The 23,344-nt window shown below is 40.1% G+C and carries 20 protein-coding genes and 1 pseudogene; 12 read left to right on the forward strand and 9 right to left on the reverse strand.

Annotated features, from left to right (window positions below; translation table 11 throughout):
• Window positions 1–3 precede the first annotated feature (3 nt).
• From purC to dapA, 3 genes are read right to left on the reverse strand one after another with little or no spacing between them, the layout of a single operon-like run.
• A complete protein-coding gene (gene purC, locus ACYU0V_RS00300) occupies window positions 4–723 on the reverse strand; it encodes a phosphoribosylaminoimidazolesuccinocarboxamide synthase (protein WP_002119240.1) in 720 nt (239 codons plus the stop codon).
• Between the two features lie 36 nt (window positions 724–759).
• Window positions 760–1,362 (reverse strand): hypothetical protein, encoded by a 603-nt coding sequence (locus ACYU0V_RS00305; RefSeq protein WP_002119179.1) that lies wholly within the window; start codon window positions 1,360–1,362, stop codon window positions 760–762.
• A 15-nt stretch (window positions 1,363–1,377) separates the two neighbouring features.
• Window positions 1,378–2,271, reverse strand: coding sequence for a 4-hydroxy-tetrahydrodipicolinate synthase (gene dapA, locus ACYU0V_RS00310; protein ID WP_017402863.1), 894 nt, complete (start codon window positions 2,269–2,271; stop codon window positions 1,378–1,380).
• A 329-nt stretch (window positions 2,272–2,600) separates the two neighbouring features.
• Here dapA and pncA point away from each other — a divergent pair, with 329 nt between their 5' ends.
• The 3 genes and pseudogenes from pncA to ACYU0V_RS00325 all read left to right on the forward strand — a co-directional run bounded on the left by pncA (window position 2,601) and on the right by ACYU0V_RS00325 (window position 5,747).
• Window positions 2,601–3,245: a bifunctional nicotinamidase/pyrazinamidase gene (gene pncA, locus ACYU0V_RS00315; RefSeq protein ID WP_461848624.1), complete on the forward strand. Its 645-nt coding sequence runs from the start codon at window positions 2,601–2,603 to the stop codon at window positions 3,243–3,245.
• A 53-nt stretch (window positions 3,246–3,298) separates the two neighbouring features.
• Complete coding sequence (locus tag ACYU0V_RS00320) at window positions 3,299–4,237, forward strand: bile acid:sodium symporter family protein (RefSeq protein WP_347765881.1); 939 nt, start codon at window positions 3,299–3,301, stop codon at window positions 4,235–4,237.
• 176 nt (window positions 4,238–4,413) lie between these two features.
• A pseudogene (locus tag ACYU0V_RS00325) lies at window positions 4,414–5,747 on the forward strand (MATE family efflux transporter).
• Window positions 5,748–5,767: 20 nt separating this feature from the next.
• On the opposite strand, the gene ACYU0V_RS00330 reads toward ACYU0V_RS00325, so the two are convergent.
• The gene (locus ACYU0V_RS00330; RefSeq protein WP_461848627.1) at window positions 5,768–6,238 is read right to left on the reverse strand and encodes a 2-thiouracil desulfurase family protein; all 471 of its coding nucleotides are present in this window, start codon (window positions 6,236–6,238) and stop codon (window positions 5,768–5,770) included.
• A 528-nt stretch (window positions 6,239–6,766) separates the two neighbouring features.
• On the opposite strand from ACYU0V_RS00330, the gene hppD reads away from it, so the two are divergent.
• Complete coding sequence (gene hppD / locus ACYU0V_RS00335) at window positions 6,767–7,822, forward strand: 4-hydroxyphenylpyruvate dioxygenase (protein WP_284088206.1); 1,056 nt, start codon at window positions 6,767–6,769, stop codon at window positions 7,820–7,822.
• Window positions 7,823–7,892: 70 nt separating this feature from the next.
• Here the strand turns inward: hppD and ACYU0V_RS00340 are convergent, their stop codons facing one another.
• The 4 genes from ACYU0V_RS00340 to fahA all read right to left on the reverse strand — a co-directional run bounded on the left by ACYU0V_RS00340 (window position 7,893) and on the right by fahA (window position 11,459).
• Window positions 7,893–8,672 carry an IclR family transcriptional regulator gene (locus ACYU0V_RS00340; RefSeq protein WP_002119135.1) on the reverse strand — a complete coding sequence of 260 codons (780 nt, stop codon included), beginning with the start codon at window positions 8,670–8,672 and terminating at the stop codon, window positions 7,893–7,895.
• Between the two features lie 294 nt (window positions 8,673–8,966).
• Window positions 8,967–9,515 (reverse strand): VOC family protein, encoded by a 549-nt coding sequence (locus ACYU0V_RS00345; protein WP_002119119.1) that lies wholly within the window; start codon window positions 9,513–9,515, stop codon window positions 8,967–8,969.
• A gap of 17 nt (window positions 9,516–9,532) precedes the next feature.
• On the reverse strand, window positions 9,533–10,165 hold the full coding sequence (maiA, locus tag ACYU0V_RS00350; RefSeq protein ID WP_461848629.1) for a maleylacetoacetate isomerase: 633 nt from the start codon (window positions 10,163–10,165) through the stop codon (window positions 9,533–9,535).
• On the reverse strand, window positions 10,152–11,459 hold the full coding sequence (fahA, locus tag ACYU0V_RS00355) for a fumarylacetoacetase (protein ID WP_039766583.1): 1,308 nt from the start codon (window positions 11,457–11,459) through the stop codon (window positions 10,152–10,154). Before fahA ends, maiA begins: the two co-directional genes overlap by 14 nt.
• Before the next feature lie 356 nt (window positions 11,460–11,815).
• On the opposite strand from fahA, the gene ACYU0V_RS00360 reads away from it, so the two are divergent.
• The 3 genes from ACYU0V_RS00360 (at window position 11,816) to zigA (ending at window position 15,461) form a co-directional block, all read left to right on the forward strand.
• A complete protein-coding gene (locus ACYU0V_RS00360; protein ID WP_002119258.1) occupies window positions 11,816–13,204 on the forward strand; it encodes an amino acid permease in 1,389 nt (462 codons plus the stop codon).
• A gap of 162 nt (window positions 13,205–13,366) precedes the next feature.
• The gene (gene zrlA / locus ACYU0V_RS00365; RefSeq protein ID WP_461848632.1) at window positions 13,367–14,053 is read left to right on the forward strand and encodes a D-Ala-D-Ala carboxypeptidase ZrlA; all 687 of its coding nucleotides are present in this window, start codon (window positions 13,367–13,369) and stop codon (window positions 14,051–14,053) included.
• Between the two features lie 142 nt (window positions 14,054–14,195).
• Window positions 14,196–15,461: a zinc metallochaperone GTPase ZigA gene (gene zigA, locus ACYU0V_RS00370; protein ID WP_461848633.1), complete on the forward strand. Its 1,266-nt coding sequence runs from the start codon at window positions 14,196–14,198 to the stop codon at window positions 15,459–15,461.
• A gap of 33 nt (window positions 15,462–15,494) precedes the next feature.
• On the opposite strand, the gene ACYU0V_RS00375 is transcribed toward zigA, so the two are convergent.
• Window positions 15,495–16,607 carry an acyltransferase family protein gene (locus ACYU0V_RS00375; RefSeq protein WP_068929677.1) on the reverse strand — a complete coding sequence of 371 codons (1,113 nt, stop codon included), beginning with the start codon at window positions 16,605–16,607 and terminating at the stop codon, window positions 15,495–15,497.
• Between the two features lie 353 nt (window positions 16,608–16,960).
• On the opposite strand from ACYU0V_RS00375, the gene hutC reads away from it, so the two are divergent.
• The 5 genes from hutC (at window position 16,961) to ACYU0V_RS00400 (ending at window position 23,318) form a co-directional block, all read left to right on the forward strand.
• Window positions 16,961–17,713, forward strand: coding sequence for a histidine utilization repressor (hutC, locus tag ACYU0V_RS00380; protein ID WP_005066641.1), 753 nt, complete (start codon window positions 16,961–16,963; stop codon window positions 17,711–17,713).
• Complete coding sequence (locus tag ACYU0V_RS00385; protein WP_068929679.1) at window positions 17,710–18,285, forward strand: HutD/Ves family protein; 576 nt, start codon at window positions 17,710–17,712, stop codon at window positions 18,283–18,285. Before hutC ends, ACYU0V_RS00385 begins: the two co-directional genes overlap by 4 nt.
• Window positions 18,286–18,546: 261 nt before the next feature.
• The gene (hutU, locus tag ACYU0V_RS00390; protein WP_014207979.1) at window positions 18,547–20,214 is read left to right on the forward strand and encodes a urocanate hydratase; all 1,668 of its coding nucleotides are present in this window, start codon (window positions 18,547–18,549) and stop codon (window positions 20,212–20,214) included.
• 88 nt (window positions 20,215–20,302) lie between these two features.
• On the forward strand, window positions 20,303–21,841 hold the full coding sequence (hutH, locus tag ACYU0V_RS00395; protein WP_000421598.1) for a histidine ammonia-lyase: 1,539 nt from the start codon (window positions 20,303–20,305) through the stop codon (window positions 21,839–21,841).
• A gap of 64 nt (window positions 21,842–21,905) precedes the next feature.
• The gene (locus tag ACYU0V_RS00400; RefSeq protein ID WP_016142696.1) at window positions 21,906–23,318 is read left to right on the forward strand and encodes an amino acid permease; all 1,413 of its coding nucleotides are present in this window, start codon (window positions 21,906–21,908) and stop codon (window positions 23,316–23,318) included.
• Window positions 23,319–23,344: the final 26 nt, after the last annotated feature.

Here is a 23,344-nt window from a genome sequence, read left to right on the forward strand (position 1 = left end):
TGATTAGATGTCAGATAAATCTACGCCTAAACGAGCAGCAACTTCTTCATAAGCTTCAACAACACCGCCTAAACCTTGACGGAAACGGTCTTTGTCGAGTTTCTTCTTAGAGTCTTTATCCCATAAACGGCAGCCGTCTGGAGAGAACTCATCACCAAGCACGATGCGGTCATGGAAAACACCGAATTCAAGCTTGAAGTCTACCAAAATCATGTTGCCTTCAGCAAATAATGCTTTTAATACATCGTTTACTTTATAAGTTAAAACTTTCATTTGTTCTAACTGTTCAGCAGTCGCCCAACCTAAAGCAATCGCTTGAGATTCGTTAACCATTGGGTCGCCTAGACCGTCATCTTTATAGAACAATTCAAATGTAGGAGGAGTTAACTCTTTACCTTCTTCTACACCTAAGCGACGGCATAGAGAACCAGCTGCGTAGTTACGAATTACACATTCAACTGGAATCATTTGAAGTTTTTTAACAAGCACTTCAGTTGGAGAAAGCAATTTTTCAAAATGCGTTTCAATACCCGCAGCAGCAAGTTTTTCCATGATGAAGGCGTTAAAACGGTTGTTCACCTTGCCTTTACGATCTAGTTGTTCGATTTTTTCGCCGTTGAACGCAGAGGCATCATCACGAAAGACTAAAATCAGATGGTCGGCATTGTCTGTTTCATATACAGATTTTGCTTTACCAGTATAGAGCAAGGTTTGTTTTAACATGAGGGAACCTTTTTAAAAAAAATGCCTAGTAAACGACTAGGCTGGCCAATTTTGGTAAATCTGGTTTAGCACTTCAGCAGCCACATCTGGGCTTGCAAAAGTGTTATCTACATTAAATAGAGCAAGAGTATGACTAGAACCTACACCAGTAAGTTTAAGCACATAAGTATTGTCATTTACTTTAATCGTCGCTTGATTACTGCCTTGAGCGATGATGTTGAAATTTAAAGTACTTAAAGTTGCTTTGGTGTATTGCCAGATCTCGGCTGTATTTCCATCAACTTTTAACAACGGGTTTTTATTACCGTCAGTCACAAGCTGAGGACGTCCAAGCGCAGTCGTCGTTTGAGCAGAGGCATCTAGTGTCGCATTACCTTGCGTTTGTTCAGGGCGTGGCAGTGCATAGCGGTTGCCACGCTTATTTTCAAACTTCGGTGCGTTATCGATAGCGCGCTGTTCTACAGTTGGTGCAGGATACAAAGGTGTCGCTGGTCGTACAGTTGCATCGGCAGGATATTCAAGCGGGGCGAGTTGCTTGGCATTTTTATAATCTAAAGAGTGATTATTAATTGCGAAGCGACCACAACCAGCTAAACTTAAGGCTGAAACTGCAAGGACTAAACCAAGACGTAATTGCATCATAAATTGCTCTTATTAAATAATTCCCGCATCTTTTAGGGCATTGCGGAGAGGTTCGCGATATTGCTCAGCGAGAGGAGTGAGTGGTAAACGAATACCAGTATCAATCAGTCCCATCTCATGTAGTGCCCATTTCACAGGAATTGGGTTTGATTCGCAAAATAGAATATTGTGTAAATTTGCAATCTTATTGTTAAGCGTCTTCGCTTGTTGTTCATCTTTGGCAATCGCGACAGCACATACTTCACTCATTGCTTTAGGTGCAACATTTGCAGTAACCGAGATGTTACCGTCAGCGCCAAGAAGCATAAGTTCCCATGCTGTTTCATCATCACCTGAGTACACAGCCATCTTGCCGTTTAATGCCTCAATTAAAGCTTTACCACGAGGTACATCACCTGTTGCATCTTTAATGCCAACAATATTCGAGATCTCTGCTAAACGTACAGCTGTGTCGTTTGAAAGGTCTACGCCAGTACGACCAGGTACGTTATAGAGAATAAGTGGTAATTCAACAGCTTCAGCAATCGCTTTATAGTGTTGGTAAAGGCCTTCTTGGGTTGGCTTGTTATAATATGGTGTTACAAGTAAAGCAGCATCTGCGCCAAGCTCTTTAGCAGCTTTAGTTAATTCGATTGCTTCACGGGTTGAGTTTGCACCAGTACCGGCAATAATTGGAATACGTTTATTGGCTACACGAATAATTTCTTTAATAACCTGTGTGTGCTCTTCCATGCTCAATGTTGAGGCTTCGCCGGTTGTACCGACGGCTACAATACTGTTTGTACCTTGTTCTATGTGCCACTCAACCAGCTTCTCAAGACCCTTCCAATCTACACCGCCGTCTTTCAACATTGGTGTGACGATTGCGACGATTGAGCCTTGAATGGTCTGTGCTTGCTGAGTCATTTTTAAAAATATCCTATTTATCCATCCGAATCTGAGGTAAGAAAAACAAAATGTGGGATGGTTGCAGTATTTTGATTGTCCAGTTCTAACAATAACAGATTGTTGAATGACAATTATGCAAATTATGACTGATCAGACGCATAAGAACAATACGCCTAACGGATAATCGCGGTGTAAACTTGAGGAAAAGATAGGATGTTTTCATTATTACGCGCTAAGAATACCCAGTAAACATAACAATACGGCTTGATTCGACTGAGCCTTACTTAATATGGGCTTTTTTTATGGCAAGATAGAATGCAATTTCCCCGGTTGGGATTGAAGATGACATGAGCATGAATAAACAACCCCAAAATGCAGCTTTAATCGTAGTTGATGTACAAAATGGTTTTACACCGGGTGGAAACTTGGCAGTTGCCGATGCCGATACAATTATTCCAATAATCAACCAAATTGCTGATTGTTTTGAAAATATTGTTCTGACACAAGATTGGCATCCCGATAATCATATCTCTTTTGCACAAAATCATGCGGGCAAACAGCCATTTGAAACCATTGAACTCGACTATGGACAGCAGGTGCTTTGGCCTAAGCATTGTGTACAAGGTACTCAAGATGCCGAGTTTCATCCTGTTTTAAATATTCCGACTGCTCAACTGATTATCCGAAAAGGTTTTCATGCACATATTGATAGCTACTCGGCTTTTATGGAAGCAGACCACTCTACAACGACGGGTTTAACCAGTTACCTAAAAGAGCGTGGTATTGATACAGTTTATGTGGTCGGAATTGCTACGGACTTTTGTGTAGCATGGACTGCTTTGGATGCAGTTAAGCAAGGTTTTAAAACTTTAGTGGTTGAAGATGCTTGTAAAGGGATTGATCTGAATGGTTCGTTAGAACAAGCATGGCAAACCATGCAGCAGCAAGGTGTTGTCCGTATTCAGTCGACTGATCTGTTGAGTGAGCGCTAATTATATTGCTCTAGTTTTTAACTTTCATATTTTAATTTTTAGGGATAGAAAGTATGGCTGCATTCCTACGCTTTACCCAATTTATTCAAAAAACTTTTGCCCTATGGGTGATTGTTTTTGCAGCGCTAGCGCTATGGCAGCCTGAATTTTTTGTCTGGCTCAAAGCGTACATTCCATGGATATTGGGCATTATTATGCTTGGTATGGGAATGACCATGACCGTCGATGACTTTAAAGGGGTATTACAAAGCCCTAAAGCGGTATTGATTGGGGTGGTAGCGCAGTTTGTCGTAATGCCTGGCTTGGCATATGTTTTATGTAAATTATTTAATTTACCGCCTGAAATTGCGGTTGGGGTCATTTTGGTGGGTTGTTGCCCAGGGGGAACGGCTTCAAATGTGATTACCTATATGGCTAAAGGCAATGTGGCGTTATCGGTAGCCTGTACATCGGTATCAACACTTTTGGCACCAGTGTTAACACCAGCGATTTTCTATCTGCTTGCCAGCCAATGGCTAAAGATTGATGCAGCTTCGATGTTTATTTCGATTTTGCAGGTGGTGCTACTACCTATTATCGTTGGTTTGATTTTAAGAACATGGCTTAAACGTCAGGTCGAATCTTATATTCAAGTCATGCCTTTAGTTTCGGTCATTGCAATTGTAGCGATTGTGGCCGCGATTATTGGTGGAAGCAAAGCAGCAATTTTACAGTCGGGTTTGCTTATTTTGGCTGTGGTGATTTTACATAATGGGCTTGGATATTTATTAGGTTTTACCGCAGCGCGTTTCTTTAAATTACCTTATGCGGACAGTAAGGCGATTGCTATTGAAGTGGGGATGCAAAACTCAGGCTTAGGTGTTGCGCTCGCAGCAGTCCATTTTGCTGCGTCTCCGATTACAGCAGTACCAAGCGCGATTTTCAGTCTTTGGCATAATATTTCTGGGCCTGCACTAGCGACTTATTGGGCAAGTAAACACAAACAAGAATAACTGTATAAACAACATACATGACAAAAGAAGGCCAAACGAATAGTTTGGCCTTTTCATTTAAAGCAGATTTTATAGGAGCTTAATTTAGAACTGGTATGTCTTTTGCTTTGGATTGATGCACTAAAAATAACGTGAATATGAGTATAAATCGTAAAGAAAAATAAGGCATTTCCTTGATGAACCAGATTTTTAAATTATTTATTCCTATGCTCTCAAGCAATTTAATTCTAGTTTTAAGTGGATTGGTTGATATTGCTTATGTAGGGCATTTTAGTAACGATCATGTAGCAGCATTATCGGTGACTTTATCTCTATATACAGTGATCTATGTCATTGGTATGGGGATTCTACAAGGTGTGATACTTAAGCTTTCAGAAGCTTATGGTTGCCATGACATACCACGTATTCGTCAAATTTTTATTCAAGGCCTTTGGCTGATGTTATGTTCGGCATTGCTGAGTATTGGCTTGCTTTACTTGTTCCGTGATCTGCCCAAATTGTTTGGTGCATCTGAACATGTTGTTTCAATTACTAAAAACTGTATTTGGCTTTTGGTATTTATTTTACCCGCGCATTTATTAATGCGCTTATTTACAGCTTTGTCTCAGGTCACTGAAAATGCGCATAAGGTTTTATTATCAGATAGTGTTTTCTTCATTCTTAAAATTATTTTGTCCTATCTTTTGATTTATGGTGTCGCTTTATTTTCAATTCCGCCACTCGGTGCCATAGGGGCTTTGTTAGCTACTCTCATTGTACGGTGGTTTATGTTGGCTGTTTACTACCTGTTTTTTCTGGAGAAAAGATACATCTTTATTGAGCATCCCGAACAGTCAGTTGAAGATAGCCGCCAAAGTCTGCGTATGATTTTAAAAATAGGTATCCCGACTGCGATCATGGCGTTGATGGACGTTGTTGCATTTTGTTCGGTTGCTTGCCTTTTGGGAGTGTGGTGTCAGCGGCACATCAAATTGTCGCGAGTACTGGCGGCTTCATGTTTATTTTTCCTTCGTCAATTGCCTCGGCTTATAGTATTTTGGTGTCACGATCTATGGGCAGCGGGAACATGCAAGAAGCGAACAAAATTGCCAGACAAAGTATATGGGTGATTATGGCAGTGAGTGGCAGTTTGTCCCTGTGTTTATGGTTGGAACGGGACTTAATTGTTACGTTCTATTCAGACGATTTGGCCGTGCAGATTTTGGCTGCATCACTGCTGTTGATTGTGTGTCTGTCTCACTTTCTAGATGGCTTAATGACGTTATTGACCTCTTTGTTGCGCTGTTGGGATGTGTCGATTTTACCAATGCTGATTTTCTTGGTCGTGGTGTTATGTTTCGGATTAGGCGGTGGTTGGTGGATGGCCTATAAAGGACTGCATTGGCAGGATATCTCGATTTCTGCGATGGGAATTTATGGCTTCTGGTGGATGGCTGCTATAAGTTATTTAGTGGCTTGTCTAATGAGTGCCATCTGTTTCCATTTTAGAAAACAATTAAGAGGTTTTTGATTAGGTAGATCAACACACTCTTAAAGAGAATGTTCTACTAACCAATCTTCAATTTCGTTTTCAGAAATTACTTCAAAGCCATGGCGCTGCAAAAGCGCTGTGGTGATTCCAACTCCCGTAATTTTCTCACCTTGAAAAGTACCGTTATAAATTTTTTGGCTACCGCAAGATGGGCTATTTTCTTTTAAAACCACACAAGTTGCTTTTATTTGCTGTGCAACTTCTAGGGTGCGGTAAGCACCTTTTAAATATAATTCTGTTACATCTAAACCAGATGAATCGGTAATTTTTGCTTTCCCATCAAGCACATCTTGACCTGTTCCGCCCACAATTTCTGCGGGTAAACGGGGAGTGGTAAAACCACCTAATAGCTCTGGGCATAATGCTTGGGCTTTTTTATTGATTAATAGCTGCTTTAGTCGGGTATTTGGACAGGATTTACCATCATATCGAACAGGTTCACCAATTAAACATGCACTGACTAAAAGCATAGTTTTCCAAACTCAAAGCAAGAGAGATTTTTGAAGATAAAGAATCATAAACAGAATATCGAATATGATAATTGATTTTAAAAACAGGCAAACTAAAAGATTACTAAAATTATGTAATTCATAATTAAGTTATGTATTGCATAATTTAATTGTTTTTAGTAGCATCTAATTCAAGGTAAATGGCCATTGGAGATCCAACAAGGATGTTGGTCTCCATAAATCTATAAATGATTTTTAGGAAAAGACGATTTTTAAAGGTTTATTGAAAAATCTCAATCGTACTTTTAGATAACAAAGGACAGTGTGTATGGAAAACAAACACCACATGGAACGGAAATTAATCATTAAAAGCTCTACGCTCATTATATCTTCATTTTAATGACTCGTTTTTTTCTCATAGGATGCGTTGGGTTAAGCCAATTTGACGGTTCAAGTCTTCACCCAATAGCAACGTATTCTATAGAGAAAGGAGCTGAGTTCATCAGCAATAGAGATAAACGGAACAGGTAATCACCAGAGGGAAACTAGATGGATATTTTAGAGAACCCATTAGAATTATGCGGTTTTGCATTTATTGAGTTTGTTTCAAAAGAAAATGAATTAGATCCAGTGTTTGAAACAATCGGCTTTTCAAAAGTAGCCAAGCATAAATCGAAAGAAGCGTACTTATGGCGTCAAGGAAATATCAATATTATCCTGAATTATCAGCCAGAATCTTATGCTTCATTCTTCTTTAATGAACATGGTCCATCTGCTTGTGCGATGGGTTTTAAAACACGTGATGCAGCAAAAGCTTTCCAAAAAGCAGTAGAGCTTGGTGCTGAACCAATCTATTCAAAAGTTGGGCCAATGGAGCTCAACATCCCGGCAATTAAAGGTATTGGTGGTATGCCAATCTTTTTAGTTGACCGTGATATTTATGAAAATGACTTTGTTTTCTTTGATGATGCCGAGAAACGTCCAGTAGGGGCAGGCTTAAATGAGATTGACCACTTAACTCATAACGTCTACAAAGGCCGTATGGAGTATTGGGCAAACTTCTATGAAAAAATCTTTAACTTCCAAGAAATTCGCTACTTTGATATTAAAGGCGAATACACAGGTTTAACGTCTAAAGCATTAACTGCACCAGACGGTAAGATCCGTATTCCGTTAAACGAAGACTCTGACAAAGGAAACGGCCAAATTGCAGAGTTTCTATCTGACTTTAATGGAGAAGGTATTCAGCATATCGCGTTTATTTGTGATGACTTAATCTCGACTTGGGATAAGTTAAAAGGCCTTGGTCTGAAATTTATGACTCCGCCGCCAAATACGTATTATGAAATGCTAGAAGATCGTTTACCTGAGCATGGTGAACCGACTGATGAATTAAAACAGCGCGGTATTTTGCTTGATGGTAATACTAAAGACGGTCAGAAAAAGCTGTTATTGCAAATTTTCTCTGAAAACATGATTGGTCCAGTTTTCTTTGAATTTATTCAACGTAAAGATGATGATGGCTTTGGTGAAGGTAACTTCAAAGCGTTATTTGAGTCGATTGAACGTGACCAAATTCGCCGTGGTGTTTTAGAAACTAAATAAATAAGCTGAGCTTTATTCCTGATCTAAAAAAACCAAGAGTTTGATCTCTTGGTTTTTTTATGACTATTGATTAGCGACTTTTAATATATTGATTAATGAGGTTCACTTCATTTTTCAAGATTTCAATCGTTTTACTGTGAGGGTCGACTGGTAAAAACATTTCGCTATCCAGTGCGACAATACAAAACTCGATGCTTTGGTTTGAATTAAACACAGGTAAACCTACCGCATTAATTCCTGTCAATAAATCGCCTTTCGCTGCCGACATTTGTTGCTGGCGAATAGTGTCTTTAAGCTCTGTAAATGCTTGCCAGTTTTGTGGTGCGATGTGCAGACCAAGTTCTTGATGCTTTTGCCATTCTGCTTCCATTAAGGGACGAACAAAATGTTCTGGAAGATAAGAAGCAAATAGACGTCCCGCAGCAGAATTGACTAAAGGCATAATCGAGCCGACTTTAGTCACAATCGAAATAGGGTGGTTTGATTCAATCGATTGAACAACTACAGGGCCTTTAGGTGACCATTTACTAATTTGTATGCCGCAACCAATTTTGTTTTGTAGGTCGTAAATTAAATGCTGTACCAGCTGTAGGGTGTCGCTATGTTGAACACAGTTGAGACCTAAGCGCCATGCCTGATCACCTAAAGCATATTGTCCATCATCAAGCTGTTTTGCATATTCCATGCGAATAAGGCTAACCAGATAGCGGTGAACCTTGGCAGGATGCATTTCTAGCTTGCTAGACAGATCTTTGAGAATAATAGGTTGATTGTGTTCCAAAAGGGCGTTTAGTACAGATAAACCGACTTCAAGTGATTGAACCCCCCCAGATACTTTTTCTTCAATCATTTAAATACCCTTAATAAATTTACTTTAGCTGTTAAACAGTGACGATCAAAACATAAATTGAAATTGGCGCGTTTTACATCATGCCTGAGCCTAGTGAAAAATAGAAATCACCTTTTTCTATTAGCGAAATTGACATGTTTAATAACCAACAATTTTTTAAAATCACTATGCTCTTATTTATAGCGCAATTTTCTAGAAATTTAGCGGTTTTAAATAATATAAATCGGCATTGATATAGAACTGCTCTTAAAACAATTCTAATCAATGCCGATTTTTTATTACGCTCTTTAAAAATTAGGTTCCTAACTCTTCTTCATGCAAGAAATGAGTATGGTGCGGAGCGCGTTTGGTTTTGCTCCATTCCTCTAGCATTTCAGTTTTCATTTCTTCAGTAATTTTTGCAATTTTTTCTTCAGCATGAGCATCGTTATAAGTCAGTTCTAAACGATGACCATTTGGATCGAAAAAGTAAATTGAGTGGAAAATGCCATGGTTAGTCACACCCAAAACTTTCACACCATTTTCTTCTAAATGTTGCTTGGCAGCCATCAACGCATTTAAGTCTTCAACTTCAAAAGCAATATGTTGTACCCATTGAGGCGTATTTTCGTCTCGGCCCATTTCTGGTTGAGTTGGCAATTCAAAAAATGCCAAAACGTTGCCTTGACCAGCATCTAAGAATAAATGCATGTATGGGTCAAAGGCTTTAGTTGACGGCACATGGTCTTCAGCAAAAGCTAAAATAAAGTCCATGTTGAGCATTTTTTTATACCACTCAACAGTTTCTTTCGCATCCTTACAACGATATGCAACGTGATGTATTTTTTTAATGGCAAATGTCATATTAAAACTCCTTTTTACTATTCCCAATCTGGTTGTTGTTCTGGCGCCGCGTTATAAAAGGCTGGGATAGACAAACAATGGTGATAAATCGATTCAATTTTTGGAAACGCAGATAAATCAATCTTGAAGCGTTTCGCGTTGTAGACCTGTGGAATCAGACAGCAATCAGCAATTGTTGCTTGTTGTCCAAAGCAGAATTGTCCATTTGAATCTTGAAGTAGCTGTTCGAGATTTTGAAAGCCTTCAATAATCCAGTGCTGATACCAATAATTTTTCTGCTCATCTGAAACATTTAAGTCATTTTTTAAATATTTCAGTACGCGTAAGTTATTTAATGGATGAATATCGCAAGCGATTGCTTGAGCAAAAGCGCGAACTTTTGCTCTCTCTTGCACATCATTTGGAAGTAGTTTGGTTTCTGGATATTGCTCATCTAGATATTCCAAAATACTTAACGATTGAGACAAGGTTAAATCGCTGTCAATTAAAGTCGGAACTAGAGCACTACGGTTTAACTTTAAATAGTCTTCGCTTTGCTGTTCGTTTTTTACCAGATGAACCGGAACAGTCTCATAAGCTAAACCTTTAATGTTTAGACCAATCCGTACTCTGTAGGCTGCAGAGCTACGAAAGTAACTATACAGCTTCATAGTCAGGCTCCGAAGTTTCTGCAAAATCGAAATTTAATGCAGGAAGGACTGTATTTCGAACTTCACCGAAGCCAATGCGAATACCATTTTTCTCACAGTGACCTTTCATGATCAGGGTATCGCCGTCTTGCAAGAAACCACGAGTTTCACCATTGGCAAGTGTTAAAGGCTTGGTGGTGTTCCATGTAAGCTCAAGCAAGCTACCATACGAATCTGGTGTAGAACCTGAAATAGTACCTGAACCCATTAAATCACCAACCTGAACGTTACAGCCGCCAATGGTGTGGTGAGTGAGCTGCTGAGCCATAGACCAATACATATATTTAAAATTGGTTTTGCAGATCATGTCAGCTTGTGCCGATTTCGGGCTTTGAATTTCAACACTCAAATTAATGTCATAACTATTCGCGATATTTTCTTGTAAATACGTTAAAGGTTTAGGCTCTTGTTTTGGGCCTTCCACTTTAAATGGCTCAAGTGCTTCAAGTGTGACTACCCAAGGTGAGATGGCACTAGCAAATGATTTTGAATTGAAAGGGCCTAAAGGCACATATTCCCATTGCTGGATATCGCGTGCTGACCAGTCATTGAGTAATACCATTCCAAAAATATGATCCCAAGCATTTTCAATCGAGATCGGCTGGCCAAGCTCTGTTGGTTTACCAATAACAAATGCTGTTTCAAGTTCGAAATCGAGTTTACGCGTAGCTGAGAAAACTGGGCGCTCTTCATTTGGAAGTTTAATTTGACCAGATGGACGCACGACTTGAGTGCCACTGACGACAACAGAGCTAGCACGGCCGTTATAACCAACAGGCAATTCAGTCCAGTTTGGCAGTAAAGCATTTTTAGGGTCGCGGAACATACAGCCTACATTGGTGGCATGTTCTTTAGAAGAATAGAAATCGGTATAACCAGATACTTGAAGTGGTAAATGCAAAGTAACGCTGTCTTGCTTAACCAAAACTTCCTGACGCAATGCTTCATTTTCTTGAAGCGTTAAATTTTCAACCGAGAGAAGAGACTGTAGTGTCTTACGAACTTTTGACCAGTTGGCTTTGCCAGACTCGATAAATTTATTCAGAGTAGGCTGGTTAAAGTATGTGTCTTGTTCTGAAAGTTTTAAAAGACCATGCTTTTCAAGAGCAGCGAGATCAATCACCCAATCACCAATAGCTACACCAACTTGACGCTCACTTTCGTTAGCTCTGCTAAAAACACCGTAAGGCAAATTATGAATAGTGAAATCTGATTGAGGTGAAACTTCAATAAAAGAGTTTAGTTTTTGTTCCATTTTCGCTTCCTTGTCTTTATCTCGGGTCTTATACAAATAAAAGTTCGGTCTAGGACTGAGCTACTCAATAAGTTTTAACCTTTGCTTAGATCATCTTTTGTCTTATGAGTTTGATATAGACCGAGCACAACCAATTGCTTCATGTCTCTATAATACTGAATTCATCAAATTACGCAATACATAATTTAATTACACATTTCATAATAATTGTCATTTCTTGTATTTTCTGTTTTCATTCGCGGTCATGAGAAAAGTCACGCAATTATTTTTTCATGAATCTCTATGAAAGTTTGATCAATTTATGATATACGTAATTTATTGGAAAAAAATTACGTGACACGGATGAGAATAATCATATGTCAGCACAAGAGCAAGGAAACCTGAAACATGGTTTGAGTAATCGGCACATCCAGCTTATTGCATTGGGTGGGGCGATTGGCACAGGGCTTTTTCTTGGTATATCACAATCGATTAAATTAGCAGGTCCATCGGTCATCCTCGGTTATGCCATTGCAGGATTTATTGCTTTTTTAATGATGCGTCAGCTTGGTGAAATGGTGGTAGAAGAGCCAGTTAGTGGATCTTTTAGTCATTTTGCCTACAAATATTGGGGACCATTTGCAGGGTTCATGTCAGGATGGAACTATTGGGTACTTAATGTACTCGTATGTATGGCAGAACTAAGCGCAATTGGTCTTTACATTCAATATTGGTGGCCGCAAATCCCGACGTGGGCATCTGCTTTAGCCTTCTTTGTCTTAATTAACGGCATTAATTTGCTACACGTTAAGTTTTTTGGCGAAATGGAATTTTGGTTTTCTATTGTCAAAATCTTAGCAATTCTTGCAATGATTGGCTTTGGTTCATATCTACTTGCAACAGGCACAGCAGGTCCACAGGCAAGCATTTCAAACCTTTGGGCACTTGGCGGTTTCTTCCCGTTCGGTGTTGAAGGCTTAGTGATGGCAATGGCGGTCATTATTTTTGCTTTTGGTGGTATTGAGCTTTTCGGTATTACTGCAGCTGAAGCACGTGACCCTGATAAAACTTTACCTAAAGCTGTGAATCAAATTATTTATCGTATTTTGATTTTCTATATTGCGACGCTTTTTGTTTTATTCTCGCTGTTCCCATGGAACCAAATGGCACAAGGCGGAAGCCCGTTTGTAATGGTCTTTGCTTCTTTAGATAGCCAAGGAATTGCAACGTTATTAAACTTTGTGATTTTGACTGCTGCTGTTTCAGTTTATAACGGGACAAGTTATTGCAGTAGCCGTATGTTGTTAGGCCTTGCGCAACAAGGAAATGCACCAAAAGTATTTGCACGTATTAATAAACGCGGTATTCCAACCAATGCAGTGATCCTTTCTGCGGCAGTCACTATTTTATGTGTATTGTTAAATTATATTTTCCCTGAAAAAGCATTTGGTTTACTCATGATGCTTGTGGTTGCAGCGATTGTGATTAACTGGGTTGTAATTTCATGGACGCATTTAAAATTCCGCAAATATATGCAGCGCCAAGGGCAAACAACGAAGTTCCCAAGCTTTATGTATCCGTTTAGCAACTATTTATGCATATTATTTATGCTTGGCATTTTGGTCGTGATGTCTTTAACACCAGATATGCGTGTTGCGGTCATGATGATTCCTGGCTGGATCTTGTGTTTGATGGTGGCTTACCAATTTAAACGCCGAAAATTAAAAGCTGAGCAGTCTGTACCTGCCTTAGAAGCAGATATTTAATAAGTTATTGAGTTGTATCTAAAAAGGACGTCTGAGAGACGTCCTTTTTATTTTTAAAATTTAGCAACAGAAATTAAAGGATTTTATTATTGTTATAATATAACATTTCATTAATTTAATGATGAGCAATTTTCCCATTTTTGGTGAAGATAGAGCATATTTATGAAGCGTTATTTCGGTTTAATTTTATTATCTCTCACAGCATGTAGCACTCAAACACCCAAGCCAACAACCCCTCTGCATACCCAAACATCTTTACCTCAAACTACAAAAACATTGGTCAAAATAAAGTCTCAACCCGAGGCGTATGTTGCGTGGTTAGCTTCAGCAGACCATCGACAGGCTGTACAAGCTTACAAGCAATTTCTTAAGCAAAAGGGACTTGCAGATTTAGTGCCAGACCATGAATTATTAAGTTCGGCTCGCGATTGGCAAAAATGTGGAGTTGAGCCTTATGCGGTGCCACCAAGAGAGATTTGGTCCAATATCGTTCCGACGTTTAGCATTTTAAAAGCGTTAGTTGATGATGGCGTAATTAATGATTTTGAAGTGACTTCGGTCTACCGAGCGTTGTCTCTAAACCGCTGTGCAGGTGGTGCTGATGCTTCTCGACATGTCTTTAATGCAGCGCTTGATTTCCGAATTGGCCCAGAACAGCCTACCGATTTAGACCAATTCAATATTCAGCAAACTAAAACTAAGCTTTGTCAGTTCTGGGCGACTAAAGGCCAAGCGCTTAATATGGGACTAGGTGTTTATGCTTCAGGACAAATCCATATTGATAGCCAAGGATTCCGTGCATGGGGGCCTGACCATCACTACAAAACCTCAATTTGTCAGGGACTATAAAAGCAATTTTTTCAACGACTAAGTAAATTGATTTAAATAAAAGCGGAATAAAAACTTGATCAATAGTTATGTTATAACATAACATTATTGTGGTTTAGAAATAGATTACGCCTGTGATCTGGCCATACCTAGATGGCCAGCCATGATCAGTTTAAATATTATTCGAAGAGATCAAGCCATGCGCACTGCAATCGCCAACTCATTTGCCAAGCTTCCCGTCACTGTTTTATCAGGCTTTTTGGGTGCAGGAAAAACCACATTACTCAACCATATTTTAAATAATCGTGAAGGCCGCCGTATTGCCGTGATTGTCAATGATATGTCTGAGGTGAATATTGATGCGGCATTAGTACGCGAAGGTGGGGCGGAGCTTTCAAGAACGGATGAAAAGCTGGTTGAAATGAGTAATGGCTGTATCTGTTGTACGTTACGCGAAGATTTATTGGTTGAGGTGAGACGTTTAGCCGACGAAGGGCGCTTTGACCAATTGGTGATTGAGTCAACTGGCATTTCAGAACCGTTACCTGTAGCAGAAACGTTTACCTTTGAAGATGAAGATGGAAACTCACTCAATGAATTCGCTCGACTCGACACCATGGTCACGGTAGTCGATGCTTTTAACTTCTTTAAAGATTACAGTTCAGTTGACTCACTGCAACAACGTGGCGAATCATTAGGTGAGCAAGATGAAAGAACTGTAGTCGATCTTCTCATTGATCAAATCGAGTTTTGTGATGTGATTGTGCTGAATAAAATTGATCTGATTGATCGGGCTCAGCAAGACCAGCTTATCGCCATTTTAAGAACTCTAAACCCGCGTGCCCGAATTGAAATTGCTCAATTTGGAAAGATCGCTTTAGATAAAATTTTAAATACGCAATTATTCGATTTTGATGAAGCTGCCCAAGCACCAGGCTGGTTAAAAGAGTTACGTGGTGAGCATACGCCAGAGACTGAAGAGTATGGAATTAGTAGCTTTGTTTACCGTGCCCGCCGACCTTTTCACCCAGAACGTTTTTATGATTTGGTACAGGCTGAATGGCCGGGAGTCGTGCGCTCCAAAGGCTTTTTCTGGTTGGCTGCTGAACCTACATTGGCTTATTCATGGTCACAAGCGGGTGCAATGGCTCGACACGGTTTAGCTGGTTATTGGTGGGCAGCCGTTGCAGAAGAAGACTGGCCGAGTGATCTAGCCAGTATTGAAGAAATTAAGAAAAACTGGGATGCCCGCACAGGTGATGCGCGTCAGGAGCTGGTTTTAATTGGTATGCAAATGGATGAGCAAGCTTTAATACAACGCTTGGATCGCTGCTTGTTAAGCGATGAAGAAATGGCTTTAGGTCCGCAAGTTTGGCAGAGCTGGTCTAATCCTTTTAAGCAAGAAGATGAAACCATGTTGATTGCTTAATTAAATAAGCCCCTATTTTAAAGGGGCTTATTTTTATGATTTATCTTTAATAAAAACCTTTCGAATGTAGCTGTTAAGTGGTGTGGAATAATATTTTTCAATTGCTGCGCTAATGATAAAAGTCAAAACCAGATAGCTAATTAAAAGCATAATTTTGATGCTAGAGTCGGTTTGAGCAGGAATAAACGCAACTTTCATAAGGCCCAATACAACCAGATGAAACAAATAAGTTTCGTAACTTCTTTGCCCCAACCAGACCATCACTTTGGTAAATAGGTTGTGCGCATGCGTTCCAGCAGGATGTTGAAAACACAAAATAAGTAAGCCAGTAGCAAAAGTAAATAAGCTAATACCCCATGTACTGACTTCTTTAATTGGCGCATATAAATAGAGAGCGGTCATGCTCAAAATAATTAACCACGAAAGAGGTTTTTTATAGGTCCAATTTGGCTGATATTTATAAGAAAAAATGGCAGTTAAACAGCCTACCGCTATACCATCAAAACTCGAAAAATAATGATATAAATAGGCGCCGCTTTCTTCTCCAAAATGCAAAGATCTAAAATAAGGGCCATATAAAATGACTCCAATTAGTACAGCAACAAAGACCTTATTACTATGCGTAAGCAAGCACAATAATGGAAAAACAAAATAAAAAACTTCTTCCACAGAGAGCGACCACAACACACCCAAAGCGTAGTTTACCCAACCGAATTTAATAATCAGGATATTCATCCAGAAAGTTAAGGCTGCAAATATGGTTAAAGGATAAGAGACCTCAATGCCATTCGGCGCTTGGTTCATAAAGGGTTTTAAGTCAAATGAACCAAGTATGCTTACACCTAAAATGAGTAATACCAGACACGGTAAAATACGCGCTGCTCGTCGGATATAAAAATGCTTGAGGTTAATTGCAGAAAATTGTTTGTCTCGTTTTAAAGTGTGATGGGTAATTAAAAAACCCGAAATCACAAAAAACATGGTGACGCCATAATTTCCATTTCTTGCGATGACTGTGCTAAATGCTTCACCTAAGAAATCAAAACCTAACCATGTATCTTTAAGTTTATAGGGAATATTAAAATGGTGTAAAAGAACCAAAAGGATAGAAATTCCTCGAAGAATATCTATTTTATAATTACGCATTCGATGTGCTTCCAGTTTTATTAATATACTGTGTGGCAGAAGAATACTATCGATCAGTTATTTTAAATAAAAGTTTTAAGCATCATTTCGTAAATCAGAAAAGACAATACTTTTTACATCCTTGAATTGAGCACAGGCATAGCAGAAATAACCATTAAATAAATATTGATAAAGTCTTTATATATTTGAATTTCTCTACATAAAACTTTAAATTAGCTCTTATTGAGCTATGTTTATTTTTTAAACTTTTTAAAATCTATTTATTTCAAAAATTAACATGTTGTATGTGGTTGTATATACATAGCATGTCAACTAAAATACTTTTTTGCCTGCCGCCTTTTTGAGTATTTGTTATGCCCAGAACATCAAAACAAGAACATGCTGAGCTTTCGATTGAAGCTGATAGTCCAGTTCCTTTATATCAACGCGTAAAACAGCTGATTTCACAAAAGATTTATGAAGGCTCGTGGGCTGTAAATAAAAAAATTCCTTCGGAAAGTGAACTAGTTAATCAACTTGGCTGTAGCCGTATGACGGTAAACCGTGCGCTACGTGAGTTAACAACAGAAGGCTTACTCGTTCGAATTCAGGGCGTTGGTTCTTTCGTAGCTGAAGGGCAAGGCCGAACTGCACTTTTTCAAATTAATAATATTGCCGATGAGATTATTGCACGAAACCATAAGCACCACGCTGAAGTTTTAGTCTTAGAACAAATTTATGCAAATGCAGAGCAAAGCGTGTTAATGCAGACTCGTGAAGGGCAAAGATTATTTCATTCGATTATTGTGCATTATGAAAATGATGTACCTGTTCAGGTCGAAGATCGTTTAGTTGATGCAGCACTGATTCCAGATTATCTACAACAAGATTTTAAAACCATTACCCCGAATGCTTACCTCATGGCAAAAGCACCTGTGTCAGAAGGTGAGCATATTGTTGAGGCAGTTTTAGCATCACCTCAAGAGTGCAAGTGGTTAAAGATTACCAAAGCTGAACCATGCTTACTGATCCGTCGCCGTACATGGTCAAACAAACAACTCATTTCAAGTGCGCGTCTGATTTATCCGGGTAGCCGCTACTATCTCGAAGGGAAATTTAACCCATGATTGAATTGATCAGGGCCGATCAATATACAAAAATGCTTTGGAAAAATGGTGCAGGTTTTACTTTAGAAATTGCCAGAAGCCAAGGTGAAGCTGATTTCGATTGGCGTATTTCGATGGCAGATGTGACCACTTCTGGGCCATTTTCGCTATTTCCCAATAAGCAGCGCATTATTAGCGTACTCGATGGACAGGGTATGGTACTGCATGTCGATGATCTTCCTGCCAAAACGCTGAACCAAGGCGATATTTTTGCTTTCCATGGCGAGAGTCAGGTCCAAAGTGAACTGGTCGACGGTGCAATTCGAGATTTAAATTTAATTTATGATCCCGCAAAGTTCTATGCTCGTTTTCAGTGGTTGAATGATGCAGCGGAGCAGGCATTTATCAGTTCGGCAGACCTGATTTTCATTTTTAATCAGGGTAGTGAAACGGAAGTGAACGTTGATGATCATTCCGTTCAGCTTGCTGCTCAAGAAACACTAAAAATTGAGAAAAACGCTGGCGTGACATCGATTAGTTTTCCCAAAAAACAACTCAAAAGCTGCTATGTCATGGAGCTAATTCAACGTTAAAACTTAAGTAATTTGCTTATTCAAAAGCACATGTCTCGTGAAAAGATATGTGCTTTTTTTATGCTTGATATAAAAATAAATTAATTTAATTCATGAGCTTATTCAAATTTTTCAAAAAAATATGAGCAAACCTCTTCACGCCGAAAAATATTTGTGTAGTATATAGATGTATATACAAGTTAATACATTACTATACAAATGCAGAAACAAGTGATGTTCTGCTGATGTAAGCTCAAAGGAAGGAGTCCGCCTGTGACAACAATGACAACAAAATTTCGTGATGTAGAAATTCGTGCGCCACGCGGCACTGAATTGACGGCTAAAAGTTGGTTAACTGAAGCTCCATTACGTATGTTGATGAATAACCTTGATCCGGACGTTGCAGAAAACCCGAAAGAGTTGGTTGTATACGGTGGTATTGGCCGTGCAGCACGAAACTGGGAATGTTTCGACAAAATTGTAGATACGCTAAAAAATCTTGAAACTGATGAAACTTTATTGGTTCAATCAGGCAAACCAGTAGGTGTATTTAAAACTCATAAAGATGCACCACGCGTTTTAATTGCAAACTCAAACCTTGTACCGCACTGGGCAAACTGGGAACACTTTAACGAATTAGACGCAAAAGCACTTGCAATGTACGGTCAAATGACAGCAGGTTCATGGATCTACATTGGTAGCCAAGGCATTGTACAAGGTACTTATGAAACTTTCGTTGAAGCAGGCCGCCAACACTACAACGGTGACTTAAAAGGTCGTTGGGTGCTTACTGCTGGTTTAGGTGGTATGGGTGGTGCTCAGCCTCTAGCTGCAACACTTGCAGGTGCATGTTCTTTAAATATTGAATGCCAACAAGCAAGTATCGATTTCCGTTTACGTACGCGTTATGTAGACGAACAAGCAACTGATTTAGACGACGCTTTAGCGCGTATTGACCGTTATACGAAAGAAGGTAAAGCAATTTCAATTGCGCTTCATGGTAACGCTGCTGAAATTTTACCTGAGCTTGTACGCCGTGGTGTACGTCCAGACATGGTGACTGACCAAACAAGTGCGCACGATCCCCTTAATGGCTACTTACCAGTAGGTTGGACTTGGGATGAATACCGTGCACGTGCGAAAACTGAACCAGAAGCTGTTGTAAAAGCTGCAAAACAGTCGATGGCGAAGCACGTACAAGCGATGCTTGATTTCCAAAAAATGGGTGTTCCAACTTTTGACTATGGGAATAACATCCGTCAAATGGCGAAAGAAGAAGGTGTAGCAAACGCTTTTGATTTCCCAGGCTTCGTACCTGCATATATCCGTCCATTGTTCTGCCGTGGTATTGGTCCATTCCGTTGGGCAGCGCTTTCTGGTGACCCAGAAGACATTTATAAAACAGATGCCAAAGTTAAAGAGTTAATTCCTGATGATGAACATTTACATCACTGGTTAGACATGGCACGTGAACGTATTAGCTTCCAAGGTTTACCAGCGCGTATTTGTTGGGTTGGTCTAGGCTTACGTGCAAAACTTGGTTTGGCATTTAACGAAATGGTTCGTAGCGGTGAATTGTCTGCACCAGTTGTGATTGGTCGTGACCATTTAGACTCAGGTTCAGTTGCAAGTCCAAACCGTGAAACTGAAGCAATGCAAGACGGCTCAGATGCAGTATCAGACTGGCCTTTATTAAACGCGTTGCTCAATACGGCAGGCGGCGCAACTTGGGTGTCTTTACATCACGGTGGTGGTGTAGGTATGGGCTTCTCTCAACACTCAGGCGTTGTGATTGTGTGTGATGGTACAGATGAAGCTGCTGCACGTATTGCTCGCGTACTGACCAATGACCCTGCAACAGGTGTTATGCGTCATGCCGATGCAGGTTATGAAATTGCGATTAACTGTGCGAAAGAGCAAGGCCTCCACTTGCCAATGATCACGCAATAAAAAATACACGGAAGAACTGGCGGTGCTTTTTGCAATTGTGAAAAGCACCGCCTCAGCAGAATATAGTGCAAAAAATTAGGAAGCCAACATGGAATTATTGATCCAACCGGGAAAACTGACCTTAGCCGATTTACGTCAAGCCTACCTCAACCCAATTAAAGTTAAATTAGATGAAAGTGCTTCATCTGCAATTAATGCAAGCGTGGCTTGCGTTGAGAAAATTGTAAATGAAGGACGTACAGCTTACGGTATTAACACGGGCTTTGGCTTACTTGCTTCAACCAAAATTGCTCCTGAAGATTTAGAAAAGTTACAACGTTCATTAGTTCTTTCACATGCCGCAGGTGTTGGTGAAGCACTTGATGATGCAATGGTTCGTTTAATTATTCTGTTGAAAGCAAATAGCTTGGCGCGTGGTTTCTCTGGTATTCGTCGTAAAGTGATTGATGCTTTGTTGGCTTTAATTAATGCCGAAGTTTACCCACACATTCCACTGAAAGGTTCAGTAGGCGCTTCAGGTGACTTGGCACCACTTGCACACATGTCTTTAGTGTTACTTGGTGAAGGTAAGGCGCGTTATAAAGGTGAATGGTTACCAGCAGTTGAAGCTTTAAAAGTTGCAGGCTTAGAACCGATTTCTTTAGCAGCTAAAGAAGGTTTAGCACTTTTAAATGGTACACAAGTTTCAACCGCTTATGCTTTACGCGGCTTATTTGAAGCGGAAGATTTATTTGCAGCTGCAACAGTTTGTGGTGGCTTAAGCGTTGAAGCAATGCTGGGTTCACGTGCACCATTCGATGCGCGTATTCATGAAGTACGTGGTCAACGTGGCCAAATTGATGTAGCTGCAGCTTATCGTGACCTATTAACAGACTCAAGTGAAATTGCGCATTCACACGAAGACTGTAGCAAAGTTCAAGACCCATACTCTTTACGTTGCCAACCACAGGTGATGGGTGCATGTTTAACGCAAATCCGTCAGGCTGCTGAAGTATTAGAAATTGAAGCAAATGCTGTATCTGATAACCCGCTTGTTTTTGCTGAACAAGGTGACGTGATTTCTGGTGGGAACTTCCATGCAGAACCTGTTGCAATGGCGGCTGATAATCTAGCTTTGGCAATTGCAGAAATTGGTTCACTGTCTGAACGTCGTATTTCGATGATGATGGACCGTCACATGTCACAACTTCCACCGTTCTTGGTGGCAAATGGTGGTGTTAACTCAGGCTTTATGATTGCTCAAGTAACTGCTGCTGCTCTTGCGAGTGACAACAAAGCGCTTGCACATCCGGCAAGTGTGGATAGCTTGCCGACCTCTGCCAACCAAGAAGACCATGTATCAATGGCTCCGAATGCGGGTAAACGTCTTTGGTATATGGCTGACAACGTCCGTGGCATTTTAGCTGTTGAATGGTTAGGCGCTTGTCAGGGTCTAGACTTCCGTGAAGGCCTAAAAAGCTCGCCTAAACTTGAACAAGCTCGTAAAATCTTGCGCGCTCAAGTGCCTTACTACAGTGAAGACCGTTTCTTTGCTCCTGATATTGAGCAAGCAAGTGAATTACTCTCAAGCGGCTGCTTAAACGAGTTAATTATTCCAAAACTACTCCCTAGTTTATCTGAAGTGTGATTGATAAAACGGTCACATGGAGTGGCCGAATCTAACTAAATATCCTCAAGGATTGGAGATTATAATGTCACAAAACTCCACACTACAGCGGGGTTTAAACACCCGCCATATTCGTTTCTTGGCATTGGGCTCAGCAATTGGAACTGGGCTTTTCTATGGTTCGGCAACTGCCATTAAAATGGCAGGGCCTTCAGTATTACTTGCGTATATCGTTGCAGGGATTGCAATTTATATCGTTATGCGCGCATTGGGTGAAATGGCTGTCCATAATCCTGTCTCTGGCTCATTCAGCCACTATGCATCACAGTACATTGGTCCATTGGCTGGCTTTACGACAGGCTGGACTTATGTCTTTGAAATGGTGATTGTTGCAATTGCCGATGTGACTGCTTTTGGTATTTATATGGGGTTCTGGTATCCCGATGTACCACGGTGGATCTGGATTTTATCCCTGATTATGTTCTTAGGTGCCATTAACCTCATTCACGTTAAAGTCTTTGGCGAACTCGAGTTTTGGCTGTCTATTGTCAAGGTGAGCGCCATTGTTGCCATGATTTTAGGTGGAATAGGCTTAATGTTCTACGGCTTCCATGCTGACCATAGCAGTGTAGTTCCGGGGATTCAAAACTTATGGATTTATGATGGCTTTATGCCGCATGGGATTGCCGGCTTAGTTGCATGTTTATCTGTGGTTGTATTTGCTTTCGGTGGTATCGAAATTATTGGTATTACAGCAGGTGAGTCACAAGATCCGAAAACCACTTTACCAAAAGCAATTAATGCAGTTCCAGTACGTATTTTACTTTTCTATGTACTAACCATTTTTGTACTCATGTCGATTTTCCCATGGAATCAAATTGGTAGCCAAGGTAGTCCATTCGTTCAAATTTTTGAAAACCTAGGAATTCCATCTGCTGCGCATATTTTAAATATGGTGGTGGTGACCGCTGCGATCTCGGCAATTAATAGTGATGTATTTGGTGCTGGCCGTATGCTTTATGGTATGGCAAATCGTGGTCAAGCGCCTCGAGTTTTCCAGAAATTATCACGTAATGGCGTGCCATGGATGACCGTCGTGGTTATGGCAGGTGTGCTATTAATTGGTGTGGTGCTGAACTACCTGATTCCTGAAAATGTATTCATGATCATTGCATCAATTGCAACTTTCGCAACCGTTTGGGTGTGGCTCATGATCTTGCTTTCACAAGTTGCAATGCGCCGTAAGTTATCTACTGCTGAAATTAAAGCACTTGACTTCCCTGTATGGGGTTGGCCATATGCACCTGCGTTTGCGATTGGTTTTATGGCGTTCATCTTAGTCATGATGGGGTATTTCCCAGATTCACGTCCTGCAATTTATGTAGGAATCACTTGGCTTGCTCTCTTAACGATTGCTTATCGCATTTGGGTCAAGCCAGAGCAAAGCTTGGGAAAGGAAAGTAATCCTATCCAGCAAAATGTTGAGATAGAAAGCTAACAAATGAACTGCCCAATGGTTGAACT

Source organism: Acinetobacter sp. X9, assembly GCF_054889255.1.

Coding starts and splice junctions, on each gene's coding strand:
- purC (WP_002119240.1), bottom strand. CDS start 723: ATGTTAAAACAAACCTTGCTCTATACTGGTAAAGCAAAATCTGTATAT.
- ACYU0V_RS00305 (WP_002119179.1), bottom strand. CDS start 1,362: ATGCAATTACGTCTTGGTTTAGTCCTTGCAGTTTCAGCCTTAAGTTTA.
- dapA (WP_017402863.1), bottom strand. CDS start 2,271: ATGACTCAGCAAGCACAGACCATTCAAGGCTCAATCGTCGCAATCGTC.
- pncA (WP_461848624.1), top strand. CDS start 2,601: ATGAGCATGAATAAACAACCCCAAAATGCAGCTTTAATCGTAGTTGAT.
- ACYU0V_RS00320 (WP_347765881.1), top strand. CDS start 3,299: ATGGCTGCATTCCTACGCTTTACCCAATTTATTCAAAAAACTTTTGCC.
- ACYU0V_RS00330 (WP_461848627.1), bottom strand. CDS start 6,238: ATGCTTTTAGTCAGTGCATGTTTAATTGGTGAACCTGTTCGATATGAT.
- hppD (WP_284088206.1), top strand. CDS start 6,767: ATGGATATTTTAGAGAACCCATTAGAATTATGCGGTTTTGCATTTATT.
- ACYU0V_RS00340 (WP_002119135.1), bottom strand. CDS start 8,672: ATGATTGAAGAAAAAGTATCTGGGGGGGTTCAATCACTTGAAGTCGGT.
- ACYU0V_RS00345 (WP_002119119.1), bottom strand. CDS start 9,515: ATGACATTTGCCATTAAAAAAATACATCACGTTGCATATCGTTGTAAG.
- maiA (WP_461848629.1), bottom strand. CDS start 10,165: ATGAAGCTGTATAGTTACTTTCGTAGCTCTGCAGCCTACAGAGTACGG.
- fahA (WP_039766583.1), bottom strand. CDS start 11,459: ATGGAACAAAAACTAAACTCTTTTATTGAAGTTTCACCTCAATCAGAT.
- ACYU0V_RS00360 (WP_002119258.1), top strand. CDS start 11,816: ATGTCAGCACAAGAGCAAGGAAACCTGAAACATGGTTTGAGTAATCGG.
- zrlA (WP_461848632.1), top strand. CDS start 13,367: ATGAAGCGTTATTTCGGTTTAATTTTATTATCTCTCACAGCATGTAGC.
- zigA (WP_461848633.1), top strand. CDS start 14,196: ATGATCAGTTTAAATATTATTCGAAGAGATCAAGCCATGCGCACTGCA.
- ACYU0V_RS00375 (WP_068929677.1), bottom strand. CDS start 16,607: ATGCGTAATTATAAAATAGATATTCTTCGAGGAATTTCTATCCTTTTG.
- hutC (WP_005066641.1), top strand. CDS start 16,961: ATGCCCAGAACATCAAAACAAGAACATGCTGAGCTTTCGATTGAAGCT.
- ACYU0V_RS00385 (WP_068929679.1), top strand. CDS start 17,710: ATGATTGAATTGATCAGGGCCGATCAATATACAAAAATGCTTTGGAAA.
- hutU (WP_014207979.1), top strand. CDS start 18,547: ATGACAACAAAATTTCGTGATGTAGAAATTCGTGCGCCACGCGGCACT.
- hutH (WP_000421598.1), top strand. CDS start 20,303: ATGGAATTATTGATCCAACCGGGAAAACTGACCTTAGCCGATTTACGT.
- ACYU0V_RS00400 (WP_016142696.1), top strand. CDS start 21,906: ATGTCACAAAACTCCACACTACAGCGGGGTTTAAACACCCGCCATATT.